Genomic DNA, 17,550 nt, shown 5'->3' with positions numbered 1-17,550 from the left:
GCCGCCCTCCTGACGCTGCGCGCCGCGGGAGGGCCGCCCCGGATCCCCCCGGAGCGGCCCTCCTTCCACCACGAGCCTCGGCTCAGACCGCCACCGCGGCCGGTGCGGCGGACGCGGGTGCGGGGGCCGGGGCGGGCGTCGGCTCAGGCGTGGCAGCTGGGGCCGGGGCCGACGGCATCGTGGTCGACTGGGCGTCCGCGCGCGCCAGTTCGCGGCGGAGGCGGGTGAACGGGCGGGGGCGGTCGAGGGCGAGGACCGCGGTCGTACGGGCGTCTCGTTCGTAGACGGCGAGGAAGCCGCCCTCCTCCGTGGAGCCCTCGACGATCCGCGGCACGTCGCCCTGCTCGCGCCGCCCGGCGAACTGGAGCCGGGAGCCGTACTGGTCGGACCAGAAGTAGGGCAGCGGGCGGACGTGTTCGACGGTGTGGCCGGCGAGGAGGTTGCGGACGGCGACGCGTGGCTGGGCCGTGGCGCTGGTCCAGTGCTCGGCGCGGACGCCGCCGACGCGGGCCACGTCGCCGACCGCGACGACCTGGGGCAGGGACGTGACGCAGCCGTCGTCGGAGAGCACCCCGTCGTGGACGGCGAGCGTCGAACCGGCCAGCCACTCGGTGTTGGGGATCGCGCCGATGCCGACCACGACGACGTCGGCGGGGAACAGGCGGCCGTCGGCGAGGCGTACGCCGGTCACCCGGGTCCCGCCCTCGATCGCGGCGACGCCCGTACCCGTGACGAGCCGTACGCCACCGCGTTCGTGCAGCCGCGCGCAGACGGCGGCCAGCTCCGGGCCGAGCTGCCCGAGGAGCGGCAGGGGCGCGGCCTCGACGACGGTGACGTCGTGGCCCATCGCGGCGCAGGACGAGGCGGTCTCGGCGCCGATGAAGCCGCCGCCGATGACCACGACGCGCAGCGTGCCGCGGTGCAGGTCGGCGCGGAGCGCGCGGGCCTCGTCGAGAGTGCGCAGGGTGTGCACGCCGGGGAGTTGGGGTCCGGGCAGGCGGCGGGCGCGGGCTCCGGTGGCGATGACGAGGCCGTCGGTGGAGACGGTGCGGCCGTTGTCGAGGAGTACGGTGCGGCCGCGGGCGTCGAGGCCGCGGGCGCGCACGCCGAACATCCACTCGGCGCCGAGTTCGAGGGTCTCCTCGTCGTCGGAGAGGGCGAGGTCGCTCTCGGACGCCTTGCCGGAGAGGAAGTCCTTGGACAGCGGGGGGCGGTCGTAGGGGCGGTGCTGCTCCTCGCCGACGATGACGAGGCGGCCGTCGAAGCCCTGCGCCCGCAGTTCCCGGGCGGCGTACAGTCCGGCGAGCGAGGCGCCCACCACGGTCACGGTCCTCATGAGGCTGTGCCTTTCTCGTGGATCCGGTACGCGTGCGTGGCGTGACCGGAGCGGCTCCGGGGGGGGAGGAGGCGCGGCGGTCAGGCCGCGGCGTTCTCCTTCTCGCTGCGGTGGACGTGGATCATGCCGTCGTCGACCGTCACCCGGTGGGTACGGACCGGGCGGCGGGCCGGGAGGCAGGTGGGGACACCCGTACGCAGGTCGAACGACGCCTCGTGGAGCGGGCATTCGACCAGGCAGCCCTCCAGGAAGCCCTCGGAGAGCGAGGCGTCCTGGTGCGTGCAGGTGTCGTCGATGGCGTACAGCTCGCCGTCCGTGTGGAACACGGCGATGGGCGGCTCGACGTCTACGCGGACGGATTCGCCCTCAGGGAGCTCTTCGAGGCGGCAGACGGGAATCACAGGTACCCCTCTTGGTTCTGGACCGTTCGGTAACCTACTGTTTCGCATCACGCACCGTGGTGCGTCGTGCGCAACAGAATCCGGTCGAGAAGCCTCGTACGTCAAGGGGGTTCTCGCAGATGCGGTCCGAGAGGCGACCGCGAGGTGGTGGGAGTCGAACTATGCGCCGGAAACAAGTGCAGGTGAGAGCGGGTACGACGGTCCGGGCGACGACGGTCGGACCGCCTCGGGAAATGTCCGGATCGAAGCCCCCGGAGAAGCCGCCGAAGGGGCCGGCCGGTTCCGTGCAGTCCGTGGACCGCGCGATCAGCGCCATGGAGAGCCTCGCGCGGCACGGCGAGGCCGGGGTGTCGGAGATCGCCGAGGAGCTGGGGGTGCACAAGTCGACCGCGTTCCGGCTGCTCGGGGTCCTGGAGCAGCGCGGCCTGGTCAACCAGTCCGCGGACCGGGGCAAGTACTACCTCGGGGCCGGTGTGCTGCGCCTGGCGGGGGCGGCGGCAGCGCGGATGGACATCTCGCAGGAGGGCGCCCCGGTCTGCCGTGACCTCGCGGACGAGCTGGGCGAGACGGTCAACATCGCCATCCTCGACGACGACGCGGCGGTCAACATCATGCAGGCCCGCGGCTCGGCCTCCGTCACCGCGCAGAACTGGCTCGGCAGGCGCACACCCCTGCACGCCACCTCCAGCGGCAAGGTGCTCCTCGCCCATCTGCCGCCGACGCTGCGCGAGGGCCTGCTCGCCCGCAGCCTGCCGCGGTTCACCGCGCACACGGTGGTCAGCGCGGCAGCGCTGCGGGCCGAGCTGGCGGAGGTAGGCGGGCAGGACTTCGCCGCCGCCGTCGAGGAACTGGAGATCGGGCTCGCTTCGGTCGCGGCACCGGCCCGGTCGCACGACGGAAAGGTGCTCGGCGCGATCAGCGTCTCCGGTCCCGTGTACCGGCTGACCGAGGAGCGCATCCCGGAACTGGCCCGGCGCACGGTCGCGGCGGCGGCAGAACTGTCCCGGCGGATGGGTCACGGCCTGTGATCTGATCCGTACGCACCGCCGCGAGGCGCCTCGGAACATCCGGGAAGCCGCCCAAGAACGCCAGGTCAGAGCCCTTGGACCCGGCGTTCTTGGGCGGCTTTCGGCTGCCCCGGCCCGGCCGCCCGAGCGTGTCCGCGGGATGACCCAGGGTCAGCATCGTTTTGCCAATGCATTGATCCGTACCCCTTGACGGCGTCCTGACGGCGTTCCCAAGATGTGTTCAACGTCGCTTATCGCGCAACGCATCGCGCACAGCGCAACATCCAAGGGGAGTTGGTCGTGCCACACGAGGTCCGCGCCGTCGTCGCCCTCAAGAAGGGCGCACCCGTCGAGGTGCAGACGATCGTCGTTCCCGATCCCGGTCCGGGAGAGGCCCTGGTCAAGGTGCAGGCCTGCGGGGTCTGCCATACGGATCTGCACTACCGGGAAGGCGCGATCAACGACGACTTCCCGTTCCTGCTCGGCCACGAGGCGGCCGGGATCGTCGAGGCCGTCGGCGAGGGCGTCACCGACCTCTCCCCCGGCGACTACGTGGTGCTCGCCTGGCGCGCCCCCTGCGGAAGCTGCCGCTCCTGTCGCCGTGGCCGCCCCTGGTACTGCTTCGAATCCCGCAACGCCGCCCAGCCCATGACCCTCCTGGACGGCACGCCCCTCAGCCCCGCCCTCGGCATCGGCGCCTTCGCCGAGAAGACCCTGGTCGCGGCCGGGCAGGCCGTGAAGGTCGACCCGGCCGCCCGACCGGAGGCCGCGGGCCTGATCGGCTGCGGCGTGATGGCCGGGTACGGAGCGGCCGTCAACACCGGCAACGTCCAGCGCGGCGACACCGTGGCCGTCATCGGCTGCGGCGGTGTCGGCAACGCGGCCATCGCCGGGGCCTGCCTGGGCGGCGCCCGCAAGGTCATCGCCGTCGACATCGACGACAAGAAGCTCGACCGCGCCGAGAAGTTCGGCGCCACCCACACCATCAACTCCCGTGGCACGGACCCGATCGAGGCGGTCCGCGCGCTCACCGACGGCTTCGGCGTCGACATCGCCATCGACGCGGTGGGCCGCCCCGAGACGTACAAGCAGGCCTTCTACATGCGCGACCACGCGGGCGTCCTCGTCCAGGTCGGCGTGCCCGACCCGGACATGACCGTCGAGATCCCGCTGATCGACCTCTTCGGCCGCGGCGGCGCCCTCAAGTCGTCCTGGTACGGGGACTGCCTGCCCACCCGCGACTTCCCCGTACTGATCGACCAGCACCTCTACGGGCTGCTCGACCTGAACGGCTTCGTCACCGAGAAGATCGCCCTCGACCAGGTCGAGGAGGCCTTCGCCAAGATGCACCGGGGCGAGGTCCTTCGCTCGGTGGTCGTGCTCTGACCGTCACTCAAGAACGGTCCGAACAACTGCCCGCGCAGGGCAGTTCACCCCGTCCCCCTGCCGTCCCCGCCACCCAAGGAGGGGCATGTCCAGCACATCTCACCCCCGCCCGGCCCCCGCAGGCCCCCGCGTCGTCATCGTCGGCGCCGGAATCGTCGGCTGCTCGCTCGCCGACGAACTCACCGCCCGCGGCTGGACCGACGTCACCGTCCTCGAACAGGGCCCGCTGCCCGCACCCGGCGGCTCCACCTCGCACGCGCCGGGTCTGGTCTTCCGTACCGGCTCGTCGAAGACCCTCACGGCCTTCGCCCAGTACACCGTGGAGAAGTTCAACTCCCTCGAGGTGGACGGGCTCTCCTGCTTCAACCCGGTCGGCGGCCTCGAACTCGCCACCACCCCCGAGCGCTGGTCCGACCTGCACCGCAAGGCCGGCTGGGCCGCCGCCTGGGGCGTACGCGGGGAGCTGATCTCCGCCGAGCGCTGCAAGGAGCTGTGGCCGTTCATCGACGAGTCCAAGGTGCTCGGCGGCTTCCACACGCCCGAGGACGGACTCGCCCGCGCCCTGCTCGCCTCCCGCGCCCAGATGGAGCGCGCCCAGGAGCGCGGCGCCACGTTCCTCGACCGGCACACCGTGACCGGCATCGAGAAGGAGGACGGCCGCGTCACCGCCGTCGTCACCGACCGGGGCACCTTCCCGGCCGACCACGTGGTGTCCGCCGCCGGATTCTGGGGCCCGGCCATCGGCCGCATGGCCGGCGTCGACGTACCGCTGCTCCCGCTCGCCCACCAGTACGCGAAGACGAAGCCGCTGCCCGAGCTGGAAGGCGCCAACGACCCGCGTACGGAGGCGTCCCGGCCGATCCTGCGGTTCCAGGACCGCGACCTGTACTTCCGCGAGCACACCGACCGCATAGGCATCGGGTCGTACGCCCACAAGCCGCTCCCGGTCGACCCGTTCGCGCTCCTCGACTACGACACGGCACGCGCCCAGGACATGGACATGCCGTCCTCGTACCCGTTCACCGAGGAGGACTGGGCGCCGAGCTGGGAGGACTGCAAGTGGCTGCTGCCCTTCCTGCGTGACGCGGAGGTCGAGGAGGGCTTCAACGGCGTCTTCTCGTTCACGCCCGACGGCATGCCCGTGCTCGGCGAGGCCCGGCAGCTGCGCGGCTTCTGGCTCGCCGAGGCCGTGTGGGTCACGCACTCGGCGGGCGTCGCCAAGGCCGTCGCCGAGTGGATGGTCGACGGCAAGCCCTCGCTCGACGTGCACGAGTGCGACCTCACCCGCTTCGAGGACGCCCAGCGCTCCCCCGCGTACGTGCACGACCGCGGGGCGCAGCAGTTCGTCGAGGTGTACGACGTCCTCCACCCGCTGCAACCCGCCGACCAGCCGCGTCCGCTGCGGGTCAGCCCCTTCCACGCCCGGCAGCAGGAGCTGGGCGCGGTGTTCCTGGAGGGCGGCGGCTGGGAGCGCCCGCACTGGTACGAGGCCAACTCCGCGCTCGCCGAGGGGATTTCGGTCCCCGAACGGGACGAGTGGGCGGCCCGCTACTGGTCGCCGATCGCCGCGGCCGAGGCGAAGGCGACGCGCGAGAAGGTCGCGCTCTACGACATGACGCCGCTACGCCGCCTTGAGGTCACCGGTCCCGGCGCGCTCGCGTTCCTGCAGCGCATGACGTCCAACAACCTGGCGAAGAAGCCGGGCGCGGTCACGTACACGCTGCTCCTGAACGAGGACGGCGGGGTCCGCTCCGACCTGACCGTGGCCCGGCTCGCCCCCGACCACTTCCAGCTCGGCGCCAACTCCCCGGCCGACCTGGACTGGCTGCTGCGGCACGCGCCCGCCGACGTACACGTCCGCGACACCACGTCCGGCACCTGCTGCATCGGCGTGTGGGGCCCGCTCGCCCGCGATCTGGTCCAGCCCCTGACCGGGGACGACTTCTCGCACGAGGGCTTCGGCTACTTCCGCGCCAAGCAGACCTACCTCGGCCATGTCCCGGTGACCGCGATGCGTTTGTCGTACGTGGGTGAGCTGGGCTGGGAGCTGTACACCACCGCCGACCTGGGGCTGAGGCTCTGGGACACGCTGTGGGCGGCCGGGCAGGAGCACGGGGTGATCGCGGCCGGCCGGTCTGCGTTCAACAGCCTGCGCCTGGAGAAGGGCTACCGCTCCTGGGGCCACGACATGACCACCGAGCACAACCCGTACGAGGCGGGCGTGGGCTTCGCCGTCCGCATGGACCGCGGCGGTGACTTCGTGGGCCGGGACGCGCTGGCCCAACTCGGCGAGCCCGAGCGGAAGTTGACGGCCCTGCTGCTTGACGACCCGGCCGCCGTCGTCCTCGGCCACGAGCCGGTGCACGTCGACGGCGCCCCGGCCGGATACGTCACGAGCGCCTCGTACGGCTACACCCTGGGCCGCTGTGTCGCCTACGCCTGGCTGCCGCCGCTGCCCGCCGGGACCGGGGTGCACGTCGAGTACTTCGGCGAGAAGGTTCCGGCGACGGTGGCGGAGGAGCCTCTGTTCGACCCCGAGATGAGCCGGATCCGGCGCTGACTTCCCTCTTGATGTTGGTAGGAGTTCGAACGTGACGACAACCCCTGTCGCCCCCAGCCTCGTGGCCACGCTGCCCGGGCACTATTACACCGATCCCGAACTGTTCCGACTGGAGCAGGAGCGGGTCTTTGAATCCATGTGGTTCTGCGCCGTGCGCAGCGCCGACCTCGACAAGCCCGGGGCCTTCCGCACCGTTCAGGTCGGCCGGGAGAGCGTCCTGGTCACCCGGTCCCGCACCGGTGAGCTGCGGGCCTTCCTGAACGTGTGCCGGCACCGCGGCGCCCAGCTCTGCACCCAGGAGTCGGGCGAGGTGCGCCGCAACCTGCAGTGCCCGTACCACGCCTGGACGTACGACCTCGACGGCAAACTGGTCGCCGCGCCCAACCTGACGAAGATGCCGGACGTGGACCGCGCCGAGTACGGCCTGATCAAGGTCGCCCTGCGCGAGTGGCTCGGCTATGCCTGGGTGTGCCTGGCCGACGAGCCGCCGTCCTTCGAGGAGACCGTGATCGGCGCGGCCGTGGAGCGCCTCGGGAACACGGCCGCCATCGACCGCTACCGCACGGAGGGCCTCGCCCTCGGCAAGCGCATCACGTACGACGTGAAGTCCAACTGGAAACTGATCGTCGAGAACTTCATGGAGTGCTACCACTGCGCGACGATCCACCCCGAACTCACCGAAGTGCTCCCGGAGTTCGCGGACGGCTACGCGGCGCAGTACTACGTCGGTCACGGCGCCGAGTTCGGTGACGAGGTCAAGGGCTTCACGGTCGACGGCAGCGAGGGCTTCGGCAAGCTGCCCGCGGTCGCCGAGGACCAGGACCGGCGGTACTACGCGATGACGGTCAAGCCGACCGTGTTCGTGAACCTGGTGCCGGACCACGTGATCCTGCACCGGATGTTCCCGATGGCCGAGGACCGCACGATCGTCGAGTGCGACTGGCTGTACGCGCCGGAGGTGGTCGAGTCGGGCGCCGATCTGTCGAAGTCGGTGGAGCTGTTCCACCGGGTCAACGCCCAGGATTTTGAAGCGTGCGAGAGGACTCAGCCGGCCATGTCGTCGCGGGCCTACCGGGGCGGCGGCGTCCTCGTACCGACCGAGCACCACATCGGGATCTTCCACGAGTGGCTCCTCAAGCAGCTGGGGGCCGAAGGTGCCTGAGCTGTTCATCGACGGTACGTGGACGAGCCCGCGCGACGAGCGGACCCGGGAGATCCGCTGCCCGGCCGACGGTGCGCTCGTCGCGGTCGTCGACGAGGCGGGCGGCAAGGACACCCTGGAGGCGATCGCGGCCGCACGGCGGGCGTTCGACGAGGGGCCCTGGCCGCACACCACAGGCGCCGAGCGGGGCGATCTGCTCCTGCGGGTCGCGGATCTGCTCGCCCGCGACAAGGACGCCCTGGCCCGCGCCGAGTCCCTCGACACCGGCAAACGCCTGGTGGAGAGCGCGTACGACATCGCCGACATCGAGAACTGCTTCCGCTACTTCGGCCGGCTCGCCACGGCGGACGCGGGCCGGGTCGTCGAGACGGGCGTGGAGGACGCGGAGAGCAGGGTGGTGTATGAGCCGGTCGGCGTGTGCGCGCTGATCACGCCGTGGAACTACCCGCTGCTGCAGACCGCGTGGAAGGTGGCGCCCGCGCTCGCGGCGGGCAACACCTTCGTCCTGAAGCCCAGCGAACTGACCCCGCACACCGCGATCCACCTGGTCCGGCTGCTCGCGGAGGCGGGCCTGCCGGACGGGGTCGCCAACCTGGTCCTGGGCGCGGGCCCGGAGGTGGGCGGCCCGCTCGCCGAGCACCCGGACGTGGACCTCGTGTCGTTCACGGGCGGGCTCGGCACCGGCCGGCATCTGATGGCGGCCGCGGCGGGCACGGTCAAGAAGGTCGCGCTCGAACTGGGCGGCAAGAACCCCAACATCGTGTTCGCGGACGCCGACTTCGAGACGGCCGTCGACATGGCGCTCACCGCGGTGTTCCTGCACTCCGGCCAGGTCTGCTCGGCCGGGGCGCGCCTCCTCGTGGAGGACTCCCTGCACGAGAGGTTCGTGGACGAGGTGGTGCGCAGGGCCGGGGAGATCCGCCTCGGCGGCCCCTTCGACGAGCACGCCCAGACCGGCCCGCTGATCTCGGCGGCCCACCTCGCGAAGGTCGAGGCGTACGTCGAACGCGGCCTCCAGGAGGGCGCGGTGCTGCGCTGCGGCGGGTCCCGGCCCTCCGGCGCGGAGTACGGAAGCGGCTTCTACTATCTGCCGACGGTCCTCGACGACTGCTCGGCCGGTATGTCGGTGGTCCAGGACGAGTCGTTCGGCCCCGTCCTGACCGTGGAGCGGTTCACCGGCGAGGAGGAGGCCGTACGCCTCGCCAACTCCAGCATCTACGGGCTCGCGGGCGGCGTCTTCACGCAGGACGAGGCGAAGGCCCGCCGGGTCGCCTCCGGGCTGCGGATGGGCACGGTGTGGATCAACGACTTCCACCCGTACGTGCCGCAGGCCGAGTGGGGCGGCTACAAGCAGTCCGGCACCGGCCGTGAGCTGGGCCCGGCCGGGCTCGCCGAGTACCGCGAGACGAAGCACATCTGGCGCAACACGCGGCCCGTCCCCCAGGGCTGGTTCGCGTAATCCCGCGCAACTCCCGCTGTCCCATGGCCGGTTGAGCCTCTCGTGGAGCTTCTCCCCGCTCGGCCGGCCGTGGACGAACCTGACGTGACTCCCAGGAGACACATGCACCCGACCCCCAACGAGAGGGACGACGCCGAGCTCGAGGAGTTCGGCTACCGTCCCGAGCTCAAGCGCACCCTCGGCAACTTCCACACGTTCGCCGCAGGCATCAGCTACATCTCCATCCTCACCGGCACCTTCCAGCTCTTCTACTTCGGTTACGCGAACGGCGGCCCGGCCTACTGGTGGTCCTGGCCCATGGTGTTCGTCGGCCAGTTCATGGTGGCCCTCTGCTTCGCGGAGCTGGCCGCCCGCTACCCGGTCGCCGGCTCGGTCTACAACTGGGCGAAGAAGGTGGGCAATCCGCACGTCGGCTGGCTCGCGGGCTGGATGATGCTGCTCGCCTCGGTCGTGTCGATCGCGGCCGTCGCCCTCGCCTACCAGCTGACGCTGCCGCAGATCTCGTCGTTCTTCCAGTTCGTCGGCGACGGCACGGGCCGGTACGACGTGGCCACCAACGCGGTGATCCTGGCCGCCGTCCTGATCCTGTTCACCACGCTCGTCAACGCCTTCGGCGTGAAGCTGATGGCCAGGATCAACACGGCGGGCGTGTTCATCGAACTCGTCGCCACCGTCGTCCTGATCGTGCTGTTCGCGGTGCATGTCGTGCGTGGCCCGCAGGTGGTCACCGAGACGGCCCACACGGGGGACGGCCAGTCCTTCGGCTATCTCGGCGCCTTCCTCGTCGCCTCGCTCGCCTCCGCGTACGTGATGTACGGCTTCGACACCGCGGCCTCGCTCGGCGAGGAGTCCCTCGACCCGTCGCGGAACGCGCCGCGCGCCATCATCCGCTCGATCATCGCCTCGTTCGTCCTCGGCGGGCTGATCCTGATCCTCGCCCTGATGAGCGTCTCCTCGCTGCGCGGCGAGCAGCTCTCCTCGGACGGGCTGCAGTACGTGGTGCTCGACGTGCTCGGCCCGACGGCCGGCAAGGCCATGCTGTGGTGCGTCCTGATCGCGGTGACGGTGTGCGCGCTCGCCGTGCACACGGCGGCGATCCGGCTCGCGTTCGCGATGTCCCGCGACAACAACCTGCCCGCGGCGTCACTGCTCGCGAGGGTCAGCCCGCGCTTCCAGACCCCGGTGGCTCCCGCCGTCATCATCGGAGTCCTGTCGCTGGCGATCCTGGTCGTCAACATCCGCCAGCCGCAGATCTTCACCGTCGTCACCAGCATCGGCATCATCATGATCTACGCCGCGTATCTGCTGGTCACCGTCCCGATGCTGATCGCCCGACTGCGCGGTACGTGGAAGCCCGCCGAGGGCAAGTTCTCGCTCGGCCGCTGGGGTCTGCCCGTCAACATCCTTGCCGTGCTGTGGGGCGTGGGCATGACCGTCAACCTGCTCTGGCCGCGCGCGGCCGTCTACAACGCCGCCGCCCCGTACCACTGGTATCTGCGCTGGGGCGCCGTCCTGTTCGTCGGTCTGATCGCCGGCGGCGGCTTCGCCTACTACTGGTTCGTCCAGCGCCACCGCACCGGCGTACTCGCCGAGCACGCCGCCCAGTCCCCCGCACCGCCCGCCCCTGCCGCCGACCTGGAGGAGGTCACCACCTCATGAGTTCCGACGCCACCGCATCCGCCGAGGTCTTCGACTACGTAGTCGTCGGCGGCGGCACCGCAGGCAATGTCGTCGCGGCCCGCCTCACCGAGGACCCGGGCGTCACCGTGTGCGTCCTGGAGGCGGGACCGAGCGACGTGGGAGACGACAACGTCCTCCAACTCGACCGCTGGATGGACCTGCTGGAGTCCGGCTACGACTGGGACTACCCGGTCGAGCCGCAGTCGAGCGGCAACAGCTTCATGCGGCACGCCCGCGCCAAGGTGCTCGGCGGCTGCTCCTCGCACAACTCCTGCATCGCGTTCTGGGCCCCGGCCGAGGACCTCGACGACTGGGCGGCGGGCGGCTGTAAGGGCTGGAGCGCAAAGGAGTTGTTCCCCCTCTACCAGCGCCTGGAGAACAACGACGCCCCCGGCGACCACCACGGCCGCTCAGGCCCGGTGAAGCTGCGCACCCTCAAGGGCGCGGACGACCCCTGCGGCAACGCCCTCCTTGAGGCCTGCGCGCAGGCGGGCATCCCGACGACGCCGTTCAACACCGGAAGCACGGTCGTACGGGGTGCCAACTGGTTCCAGATCAACTCGGACGAGAACAACGTCCGCCAGTCCTCCTCGGTCGCGTACCTCCACCCGATCATGGGCAGGCGCCCCAACCTGTCCGTGCGTACGGGCGTGCACGCGAAGCGCCTGGTCTTCGAGGGGCGCCGCTGCGTCGGTACGGAGTACCTGGACCCGGACCAGATCCACACCCGCACGGTCCGGGCGCGCCGCGAGGTGATCGTCTCCTGCGGCTCGATCGACACCCCGAAACTCCTGATGCTCTCCGGTATCGGACCGGCAACTCATCTGCGCGACATGGGAGTTGACGTACTCGTCGACTCGGCGGGCGTCGGCGAGAACCTGCAGGACCACCCCGAGGGCGTGATCATGTGGGAGGCCAGGCAGCCGATGACCACCCGGTCCAGCCAGTGGTGGGAGGCGGGCATCTTCTACGACACCGAGCCCGGCCTCGACCGGCCCGACCTGATGTTCCACTACGGCTCCGTGCCCTTCGACATGAACACGGCCCGGCACGGCTACCCGACGACGGACAACGCGTTCTGCCTCACCCCGAACGTCACGCGCGCCCGCTCGAAGGGCACCGTCCGCCTGCGCACCCGCGACTTCCGGGACAAGCCGATGGTCGACCCGCGCTACTTCACGCACGAGCACGACGCCCGCGTAATGACGTACGGCCTGAAGCTGGCCCGGCGCATCGCCGCGCAGCCGGCGCTGAGCGGCTGGGCGGGCGCGGAGCTGGCCCCGGGCCCGGACGTCCGCACGGACGACGAGCTCCTGGACTACATCCACAAGACCCACAACACCGTCTACCACCCGGCGTGCACGGTGAAGATGGGCGCCGACGACGACGCCCTGGCCCCGCTCGACTCCCGCCTGCGCGTCAAGGGCGTCGAGGGCCTGCGGGTCGCCGACGGCTCGGTGATGCCGGATCTCGTCACCGTCAACCCGTGCATCACGACGATGATGATCGGCGAGAAGTGCGCGGACTTGCTGAGGCAGGACCAGGGCTAGTCCTACCCCGCTCCTCAATCGCCGGAGGGGCTCAATTTGAGCCCCTCCGGCGATTGAGGAGGCCTGTCCGGCAGGCCACGCGGCGTCAGCCGCATATCGACACAGCCGGGAAGGGGCGGGTAGGGGAAAGCTCACGCCTCTGGCCCCCGCAGGGAGCGGCTCACCTCCGCGACGCGGTCGGCGATCGCCCCCGCATCCGGCTCGGGGCTCCCCCGGAGCAGCCGCTCGATCCGCCCCAGCTCCGCCGCCGCCGCAGCGAGCCGCTCCCCGTTCTCCGACCCGGCGGCCGCCAACTCCCGCTTCTGCCGATGAAGTTCAAGAAACACATTCGCCTTGGTCCGCAGCACCCACGGGTCGATCGGCTTGGTCAGAAAGTCCGCCGCCCCCACCGCGTACCCCCGATACGTGTAGTCCGGCTCGGGGTTGACCCCCGTCACGAGGATGATCGGCACGTCCTTGGTCTGGTCGAGCCGCTTGATCGTGCCCGCGGTCTCGAAGCCGTCCATGCCGGGCATGACGACGTCGAGGAGGACGAGCGCGAACTCCTCGCGCAGCATGGCCTTGAGCGCCTCTTCCCCCGAGCTCGCGCGGACGATCCGCTGATGGAGTGGGCCGAGGACCGCCTCCAGGGCCAGCAGGTTCTCCTCCATGTCGTCGACGACGAGGATGCTGCACTGGTCGGACAGCGCGGCGTTCACGGCTCGTCCCCCGTCGGCTCGTCCCCCGTCTGCTCGTCTCCCGTCTGCTCGTCCCCCGTCTGCTCGGCCGCGCTGTGCGGGTCGAGCAGGCCCACGATCACCGAGAGCAGCCGGTCCACGTCCACGGGCTTGGGCACATAGTCGGAGGCGCCGCTCTCGATCGCCTTGTCGCGGTCGCCGGGCATGGCCTTGGCGGTGAGCGCGATGATCGGCAGATGCGCGAGCCGGGGTGTGCCGCGGATGGCGCGGATCGTCTCGTAGCCATCCATCTCGGGCATCATGATGTCCATCAGCACCACGGACACATCGGGGGTGCGCTGCAGCACCTCAAGGCCCTCGCGCCCGTTCTCCGCGTACTTCACGGAGATGCCGACGCGGCCGAGCACATGGGTCAGGGCGAACACATTGCGGATGTCGTCGTCGATGATGAGGATCCGCCGCCCGGCGAGGAGTTGTCCGGGGCGCCCGCTCAGCCACTCCTTGAGCCGGGTCGTCTGCGGCCAGGCGTCCTCGCGGGTGGTGCTGAGGGTGGCGCGCAGCCCCGGCGCCGCCGCCGGGTCGGTGCTCAGCTCCTCCTCCAGGGAGACCCCGATGTCCGGCCCCACGACCGCGGTCTCCGCGGCGCTCTCGCTCGGCCGCACGACGGAGGGGGCGGCGGTCGGCGCATAGGCCGCCGCTCCGTCGACTTCCCTCTCCTGTACGGGAGTTGGCGGCTCGGCGGCCGGTACGGCGGCTCCGGGGTGGCGGGCCGGGAAGTAGAAGGTGAACTGGGAGCCGACGCCCAGCTCGCTCTCGGCGACGATCCGGCCGCCGAGCATCCTGGCGATCTCCCGGCTGATGGAGAGCCCGAGGCCCGTACCGCCGTACTTGCGGTTGGTGGTGCCGTCGGCCTGCTTGAACGCCTCGAAGACCACCGGGAGTTTGTCGGGCGAGATGCCGATCCCGGTGTCCTTGACCCGGAACGCGACGACCGCCTCCGCGTTCCGCAGCGACTCGCCCTCGAACTGCTCCGACGGCACCCGCTCGACGCGCAGTTCCACGGAACCGGAGTGCGTGAACTTCACCGCGTTGGACAGCAGATTGCGCAGCACCTGCTGGAGCCGCTGCTCGTCGGAGTACAGCTCGCGCGGCACGTCGTCGTCCACGGTGATGCGGAAGCCCAGGCCGCGGTCCACGGTCAGCGGCCGGAAGGTGGCGTCCACGTACCGCAGCAGCTTGTCCAGGGACAGCTCCATCGGGTGGACGTCCATCCGGCCCGCCTCGATCTTCGACAGGTCGAGGATGTCGCTGATCAGCTGGAGCAGATCGGAGCCGGAGCGGTGGATCGTGGAGGCGAACTGCACGTCCTGCTCGGAGAGATGGCCGTCGGGGTTGTCGGCGAGCAGCCGGGCGAGGATGAGCAGCGAGTTGAGCGGGGTGCGCAGCTCGTGCGACATGTTCGCCAGGAACTCCGACTTGTACTGCGAGGCCGTCGCGAGCAGCGCCGCCTTCTCCTCCAGGGCGGCGTTGGAGCGCTGCAGTTCGTCGGAGCGCTCCCGCAGTTCGGCGGTGAGCCGCTGGGACTCCGAAAGCAGCGCTTCCGTACGGGAGTTGGCGATGATGGTGTTGAAGGAGACGCCGATGGTCCTGGCGAACTGGTCGATGAAGGCCAGGTGCACATCGCTGAACCTGCTGAGCGAGGCCAGTTCGATCACGCCGAGCAGTTTGCCCTCGAAGAGGATCGGCACGATGACGATATTGGCCGGCAGGGCCGAGCCGAGCCCGGAGCTTATGGTGATGTAGTCGTGCGGGGCGTCGAGGACGAGGATGCGCTGCTTCTGCTTGGCCGCCTGGGCGATCAGTCCGCGGCCCGGGGTGCCGGTGCCGGGCAGCAGGGTGCCGCCGCCGGCCTGGTCGGTTCCGTACCCGGCGATGAACTGCAGGTCCTCGCCGGGGCTCCTGCCGTCCGGGTCGAGCAGGTAGAACGCGCCGAACTGGGAGTTCACCAGCGGGGTCAGCTCGCCGAGGATCAGTCCGGCGACCTCCACCAGGTCGCGCTGGCCCTGCATGAGGGCGGCCATGCGGGTCAGGTTGGACTCCAGCCAGTCCTTGGCGCGGGTGGTCTCGCGGAGGTTGGCCACCATCAGGTTGATGTTGTCCTTGAGTTCGGCGACCTCGCCGCGTGCCTCGACCGCGATGGAGCGGGACATGTCGCCCTGGGTGACGGCGCCGGCCACCTCGGCGATGGCGCGTACCTGCGTGGTGAGGTTGGAGGCCAGTTCGTTGACGCCGGTGGTGAGGCGCTTCCACGTGCCGTAGACGCCCTCGACGCGGGCCTGGCCGCCCAACTGGCCCTCGCTGCCCACCTCGCGGGCGACTCGGGTGACCTCGGAGGAGAACGAGGAGAGCGTGTCGACCATCGTGTTGATGGTCGTCTTCAGCTCCAGGATCTCGCCGCGCGCGTCCACGTCGATCTTCTTCGACAGGTCGCCCTGGGCGACGGCGGTGGCGACCTGGGCGATGTTGCGCACCTGCGACGTCAGGTTGTCCGCCATGAAGTTGACGTTCTCGGTCAGGTCCTCCCACACCCCGGACACCCCGTGGACCTGGGCCCGGCCGCCGAGGTTGCCCTCCGTGCCGACCTCGCGGGCCACCCGCGTGACCTCGTCGGCGAAGGCGCGCAGCTGGTCGACCATGGTGTTCACGGTGTCCTTGAGCTGCTGGATCTCGCCGCGCGCGTCCACGGTGATCTTCTTGGAGAGGTCTCCGTCGGCGACGGCCGTGGTGACCTGGGCGATGTTGCGTACCTGTGAAGTCAGGTTCGACGCCATGAAGTTGACGTTGTCCGTCAGCTCTTTCCACACCCCCGACACCCCACGGACCTGCGCCTGGCCGCCGAGGTTGCCCTCCGTGCCGACCTCGCGGGCCACGCGCGTGACCTCGTCGGCGAAGGCCGAGAGCTGGTAGACCATGGTGTTGATCGTCGACTTCAGCTCCAGGATCTCGCCCTTCGCCTCGACCGTGATCGTCTTGCCGAGGTCGCCCTGGGCGACGGCGGTGGCCACCTGGGCGATGTTCCGCACCTGTGAAGTCAGGTTCGACGCCATGAAGTTGACGTTGTCCGTCAGCTCCTTCCACACCCCCGACACCCCGCGGACCTGGGCCCGGCCGCCGAGGTTGCCCTCCGTGCCGACCTCGCGGGCCACCCGCGTGACCTCGTCGGCGAACGCGGAGAGCTGGCCGACCATCGTGTTGATCGTCGACTTCAGCTCCAGGATCTCGCCCCGCGCGGCAACGGTGATCTTCTGGCTGAGATCGCCGTTGGCGACCGCCGTGGTGACCTGCGCGATGTTGCGTACCTGCGACGTCAGGTTCGACGCCATGAAGTTGACGTTGTCGGTCAGGTCCTTCCAGACGCCGGACACGCCCGGCACATGCGCCCGGCCGCCCAACTGCCCCTCGGTGCCGACCTCGCGGGCCACGCGCGTGACCTCGTCGGCGAAGGCGCGCAGCTGGTCGACCATCGTGTTCACGGTGAGCTTCAGCTCCAGGAGCTCACCGGTCGCCTCGACCGTGACGTGCTGGGTGAGATCGCCCTGCGCGACCGCCGTCGTGACCACCGCGATGTCGCGGACCTGGGCCGTGAGCCGGGAGGCCATGGCGTTCACGGCCTCGGTCACAAAGCGCCAGTCGCCCGAGAGTCCCTGCACCTTCGCCCGCTCGCCGAGGCGGCCCTCGGTGCCGACCTCGCGGGCGACCCGGGTCACCTCGCCGGTGAACAGCGAGAGCTCGTCCACCATGCGGTTCACGCCGCGCCCGAGCCGGGCCAGATCGCCGCGGAGCTGCCGCTTTCCGTCGTGCAGTTCGACCCGCTGGGTCAGATCGCCGTCCGCGACCGCGTCCAGGACGCGCGTGGCGTTCCCGACCGGTACGACCAGGGCTTCGAGCAGCGAGTTGGCCGCGTCCACGCCGGTGGCCCAGGCGCCGTGGCCGGGGCTCGCCGCGAGCCGCTCGTCCAGGCGGCCGCGCCGGATGACTTCCTGCCGTACGCGCTGCAGCTCCGCAGCCATGTGCGCGTTGCGCGTGACGATCTGGTTGAAGACCTCCGCCAGCTCGGCGGTCACGCCGCCCTCGGGGCTGTCCGCGCGTACGGAGAAGTCGCCGTCGCGGAAGGCGGTCATCGTCGCGAGCAGGGCGCGCAGCTCCGCGGCGCTCGGGCGGTCCGGCTCGGCTCTCGCGGCGCTCGGGCGGTCCGGCTCGGTTCCCGCGCCGCCCCGGCCGTCTCCGGAGGGCCCCCCGTGCCGTGCCGCGCGAGGAGTGTCGAGCCGATCC

General features: G+C 70.7%; 11 protein-coding genes. 7 read left to right on the top strand and 4 right to left on the bottom strand.

All coding sequences use genetic code 11. From position 1 onward, the window contains the following. Nucleotides 1-82 precede the first annotated feature (82 nt). Both RCO28_RS21295 and RCO28_RS21290 read right to left on the bottom strand, forming a co-directional pair. Nucleotides 83-1,336: an FAD-dependent oxidoreductase gene (locus tag RCO28_RS21295; RefSeq protein WP_308942772.1), complete on the bottom strand. Its 1,254-nt coding sequence runs from the start codon at nt 1,334-1,336 to the stop codon at nt 83-85. 80 nt (nt 1,337-1,416) lie between these two features. Further along, the gene (locus RCO28_RS21290; protein ID WP_282536024.1) at nt 1,417-1,737 is read right to left on the bottom strand and encodes a bifunctional 3-phenylpropionate/cinnamic acid dioxygenase ferredoxin subunit; all 321 of its coding nucleotides are present in this window, start codon (nt 1,735-1,737) and stop codon (nt 1,417-1,419) included. A gap of 233 nt (nt 1,738-1,970) precedes the next feature. Here RCO28_RS21290 and RCO28_RS21285 point away from each other — a divergent pair, with 233 nt between their 5' ends. The 7 genes from RCO28_RS21285 (at nt 1,971) to RCO28_RS21255 (ending at nt 12,541) form a co-directional block, all read left to right on the top strand. Further along, the gene (locus RCO28_RS21285; RefSeq protein ID WP_308942771.1) at nt 1,971-2,765 is read left to right on the top strand and encodes an IclR family transcriptional regulator; all 795 of its coding nucleotides are present in this window, start codon (nt 1,971-1,973) and stop codon (nt 2,763-2,765) included. Between the two features lie 279 nt (nt 2,766-3,044). Continuing rightward, nucleotides 3,045-4,130: an S-(hydroxymethyl)mycothiol dehydrogenase gene (locus RCO28_RS21280; RefSeq protein WP_308942770.1), complete on the top strand. Its 1,086-nt coding sequence runs from the start codon at nt 3,045-3,047 to the stop codon at nt 4,128-4,130. Nucleotides 4,131-4,215: 85 nt separating this feature from the next. Next, nucleotides 4,216-6,690 carry an FAD-dependent oxidoreductase gene (locus RCO28_RS21275; protein WP_308942769.1) on the top strand — a complete coding sequence of 825 codons (2,475 nt, stop codon included), beginning with the start codon at nt 4,216-4,218 and terminating at the stop codon, nt 6,688-6,690. A gap of 31 nt (nt 6,691-6,721) precedes the next feature. After that, the gene (locus RCO28_RS21270) at nt 6,722-7,852 is read left to right on the top strand and encodes an aromatic ring-hydroxylating dioxygenase subunit alpha (protein WP_308942768.1); all 1,131 of its coding nucleotides are present in this window, start codon (nt 6,722-6,724) and stop codon (nt 7,850-7,852) included. Next, nucleotides 7,845-9,311, top strand: a complete 1,467-nt coding sequence (locus tag RCO28_RS21265) for an aldehyde dehydrogenase family protein (RefSeq protein WP_308942767.1) — start codon at nt 7,845-7,847, stop codon at nt 9,309-9,311. The genes RCO28_RS21270 and RCO28_RS21265 overlap by 8 nt, the downstream gene beginning before the upstream one ends. A gap of 102 nt (nt 9,312-9,413) precedes the next feature. Continuing rightward, on the top strand, nt 9,414-10,970 hold the full coding sequence (locus tag RCO28_RS21260) for an amino acid permease (protein WP_308942766.1): 1,557 nt from the start codon (nt 9,414-9,416) through the stop codon (nt 10,968-10,970). Then, entirely contained in the window at nt 10,967-12,541 is a 1,575-nt protein-coding gene (locus RCO28_RS21255) for a GMC family oxidoreductase N-terminal domain-containing protein (protein ID WP_308942765.1), read from the top strand. Before RCO28_RS21260 ends, RCO28_RS21255 begins: the two co-directional genes overlap by 4 nt. A gap of 131 nt (nt 12,542-12,672) precedes the next feature. Here the strand turns inward: RCO28_RS21255 and RCO28_RS21250 are convergent, their stop codons facing one another. Continuing rightward, nucleotides 12,673-13,191 carry a response regulator gene (locus RCO28_RS21250; RefSeq protein WP_308942914.1) on the bottom strand — a complete coding sequence of 173 codons (519 nt, stop codon included), beginning with the start codon at nt 13,189-13,191 and terminating at the stop codon, nt 12,673-12,675. A 44-nt stretch (nt 13,192-13,235) separates the two neighbouring features. Further along, nucleotides 13,236-17,399: a HAMP domain-containing protein gene (locus tag RCO28_RS21245; protein ID WP_308942913.1), complete on the bottom strand. Its 4,164-nt coding sequence runs from the start codon at nt 17,397-17,399 to the stop codon at nt 13,236-13,238. Nucleotides 17,400-17,550 lie beyond the last annotated feature (151 nt).

Origin of the sequence: Streptomyces sp. LHD-70 (assembly GCF_031157275.1) — a bacterium.
In the GTDB taxonomy this organism is placed as follows: domain Bacteria; phylum Actinomycetota; class Actinomycetes; order Streptomycetales; family Streptomycetaceae; genus Streptomyces.
Note: the sequence above shows the minus strand (reverse complement) of the source record. Positions and strands in the feature narration are given on the sequence as shown.

What these genes read in the sequence shown, in the direction of transcription:
- RCO28_RS21295 (WP_308942772.1), bottom strand. Translation starts at nt 1,336, where the DNA reads ATGAGGACCGTGACCGTGGTGGGCGCCTCGCTCGCCGGACTGTACGCC.
- RCO28_RS21255 (WP_308942765.1), top strand. Translation starts at nt 10,967, where the DNA reads ATGAGTTCCGACGCCACCGCATCCGCCGAGGTCTTCGACTACGTAGTC.
- RCO28_RS21250 (WP_308942914.1), bottom strand. Translation starts at nt 13,191, where the DNA reads ATGGAGGAGAACCTGCTGGCCCTGGAGGCGGTCCTCGGCCCACTCCAT.
- RCO28_RS21275 (WP_308942769.1), top strand. Translation starts at nt 4,216, where the DNA reads ATGTCCAGCACATCTCACCCCCGCCCGGCCCCCGCAGGCCCCCGCGTC.
- RCO28_RS21260 (WP_308942766.1), top strand. Translation starts at nt 9,414, where the DNA reads ATGCACCCGACCCCCAACGAGAGGGACGACGCCGAGCTCGAGGAGTTC.
- RCO28_RS21285 (WP_308942771.1), top strand. Translation starts at nt 1,971, where the DNA reads ATGTCCGGATCGAAGCCCCCGGAGAAGCCGCCGAAGGGGCCGGCCGGT.
- RCO28_RS21245 (WP_308942913.1), bottom strand. Translation starts at nt 17,399, where the DNA reads ATGACCGCCTTCCGCGACGGCGACTTCTCCGTACGCGCGGACAGCCCC.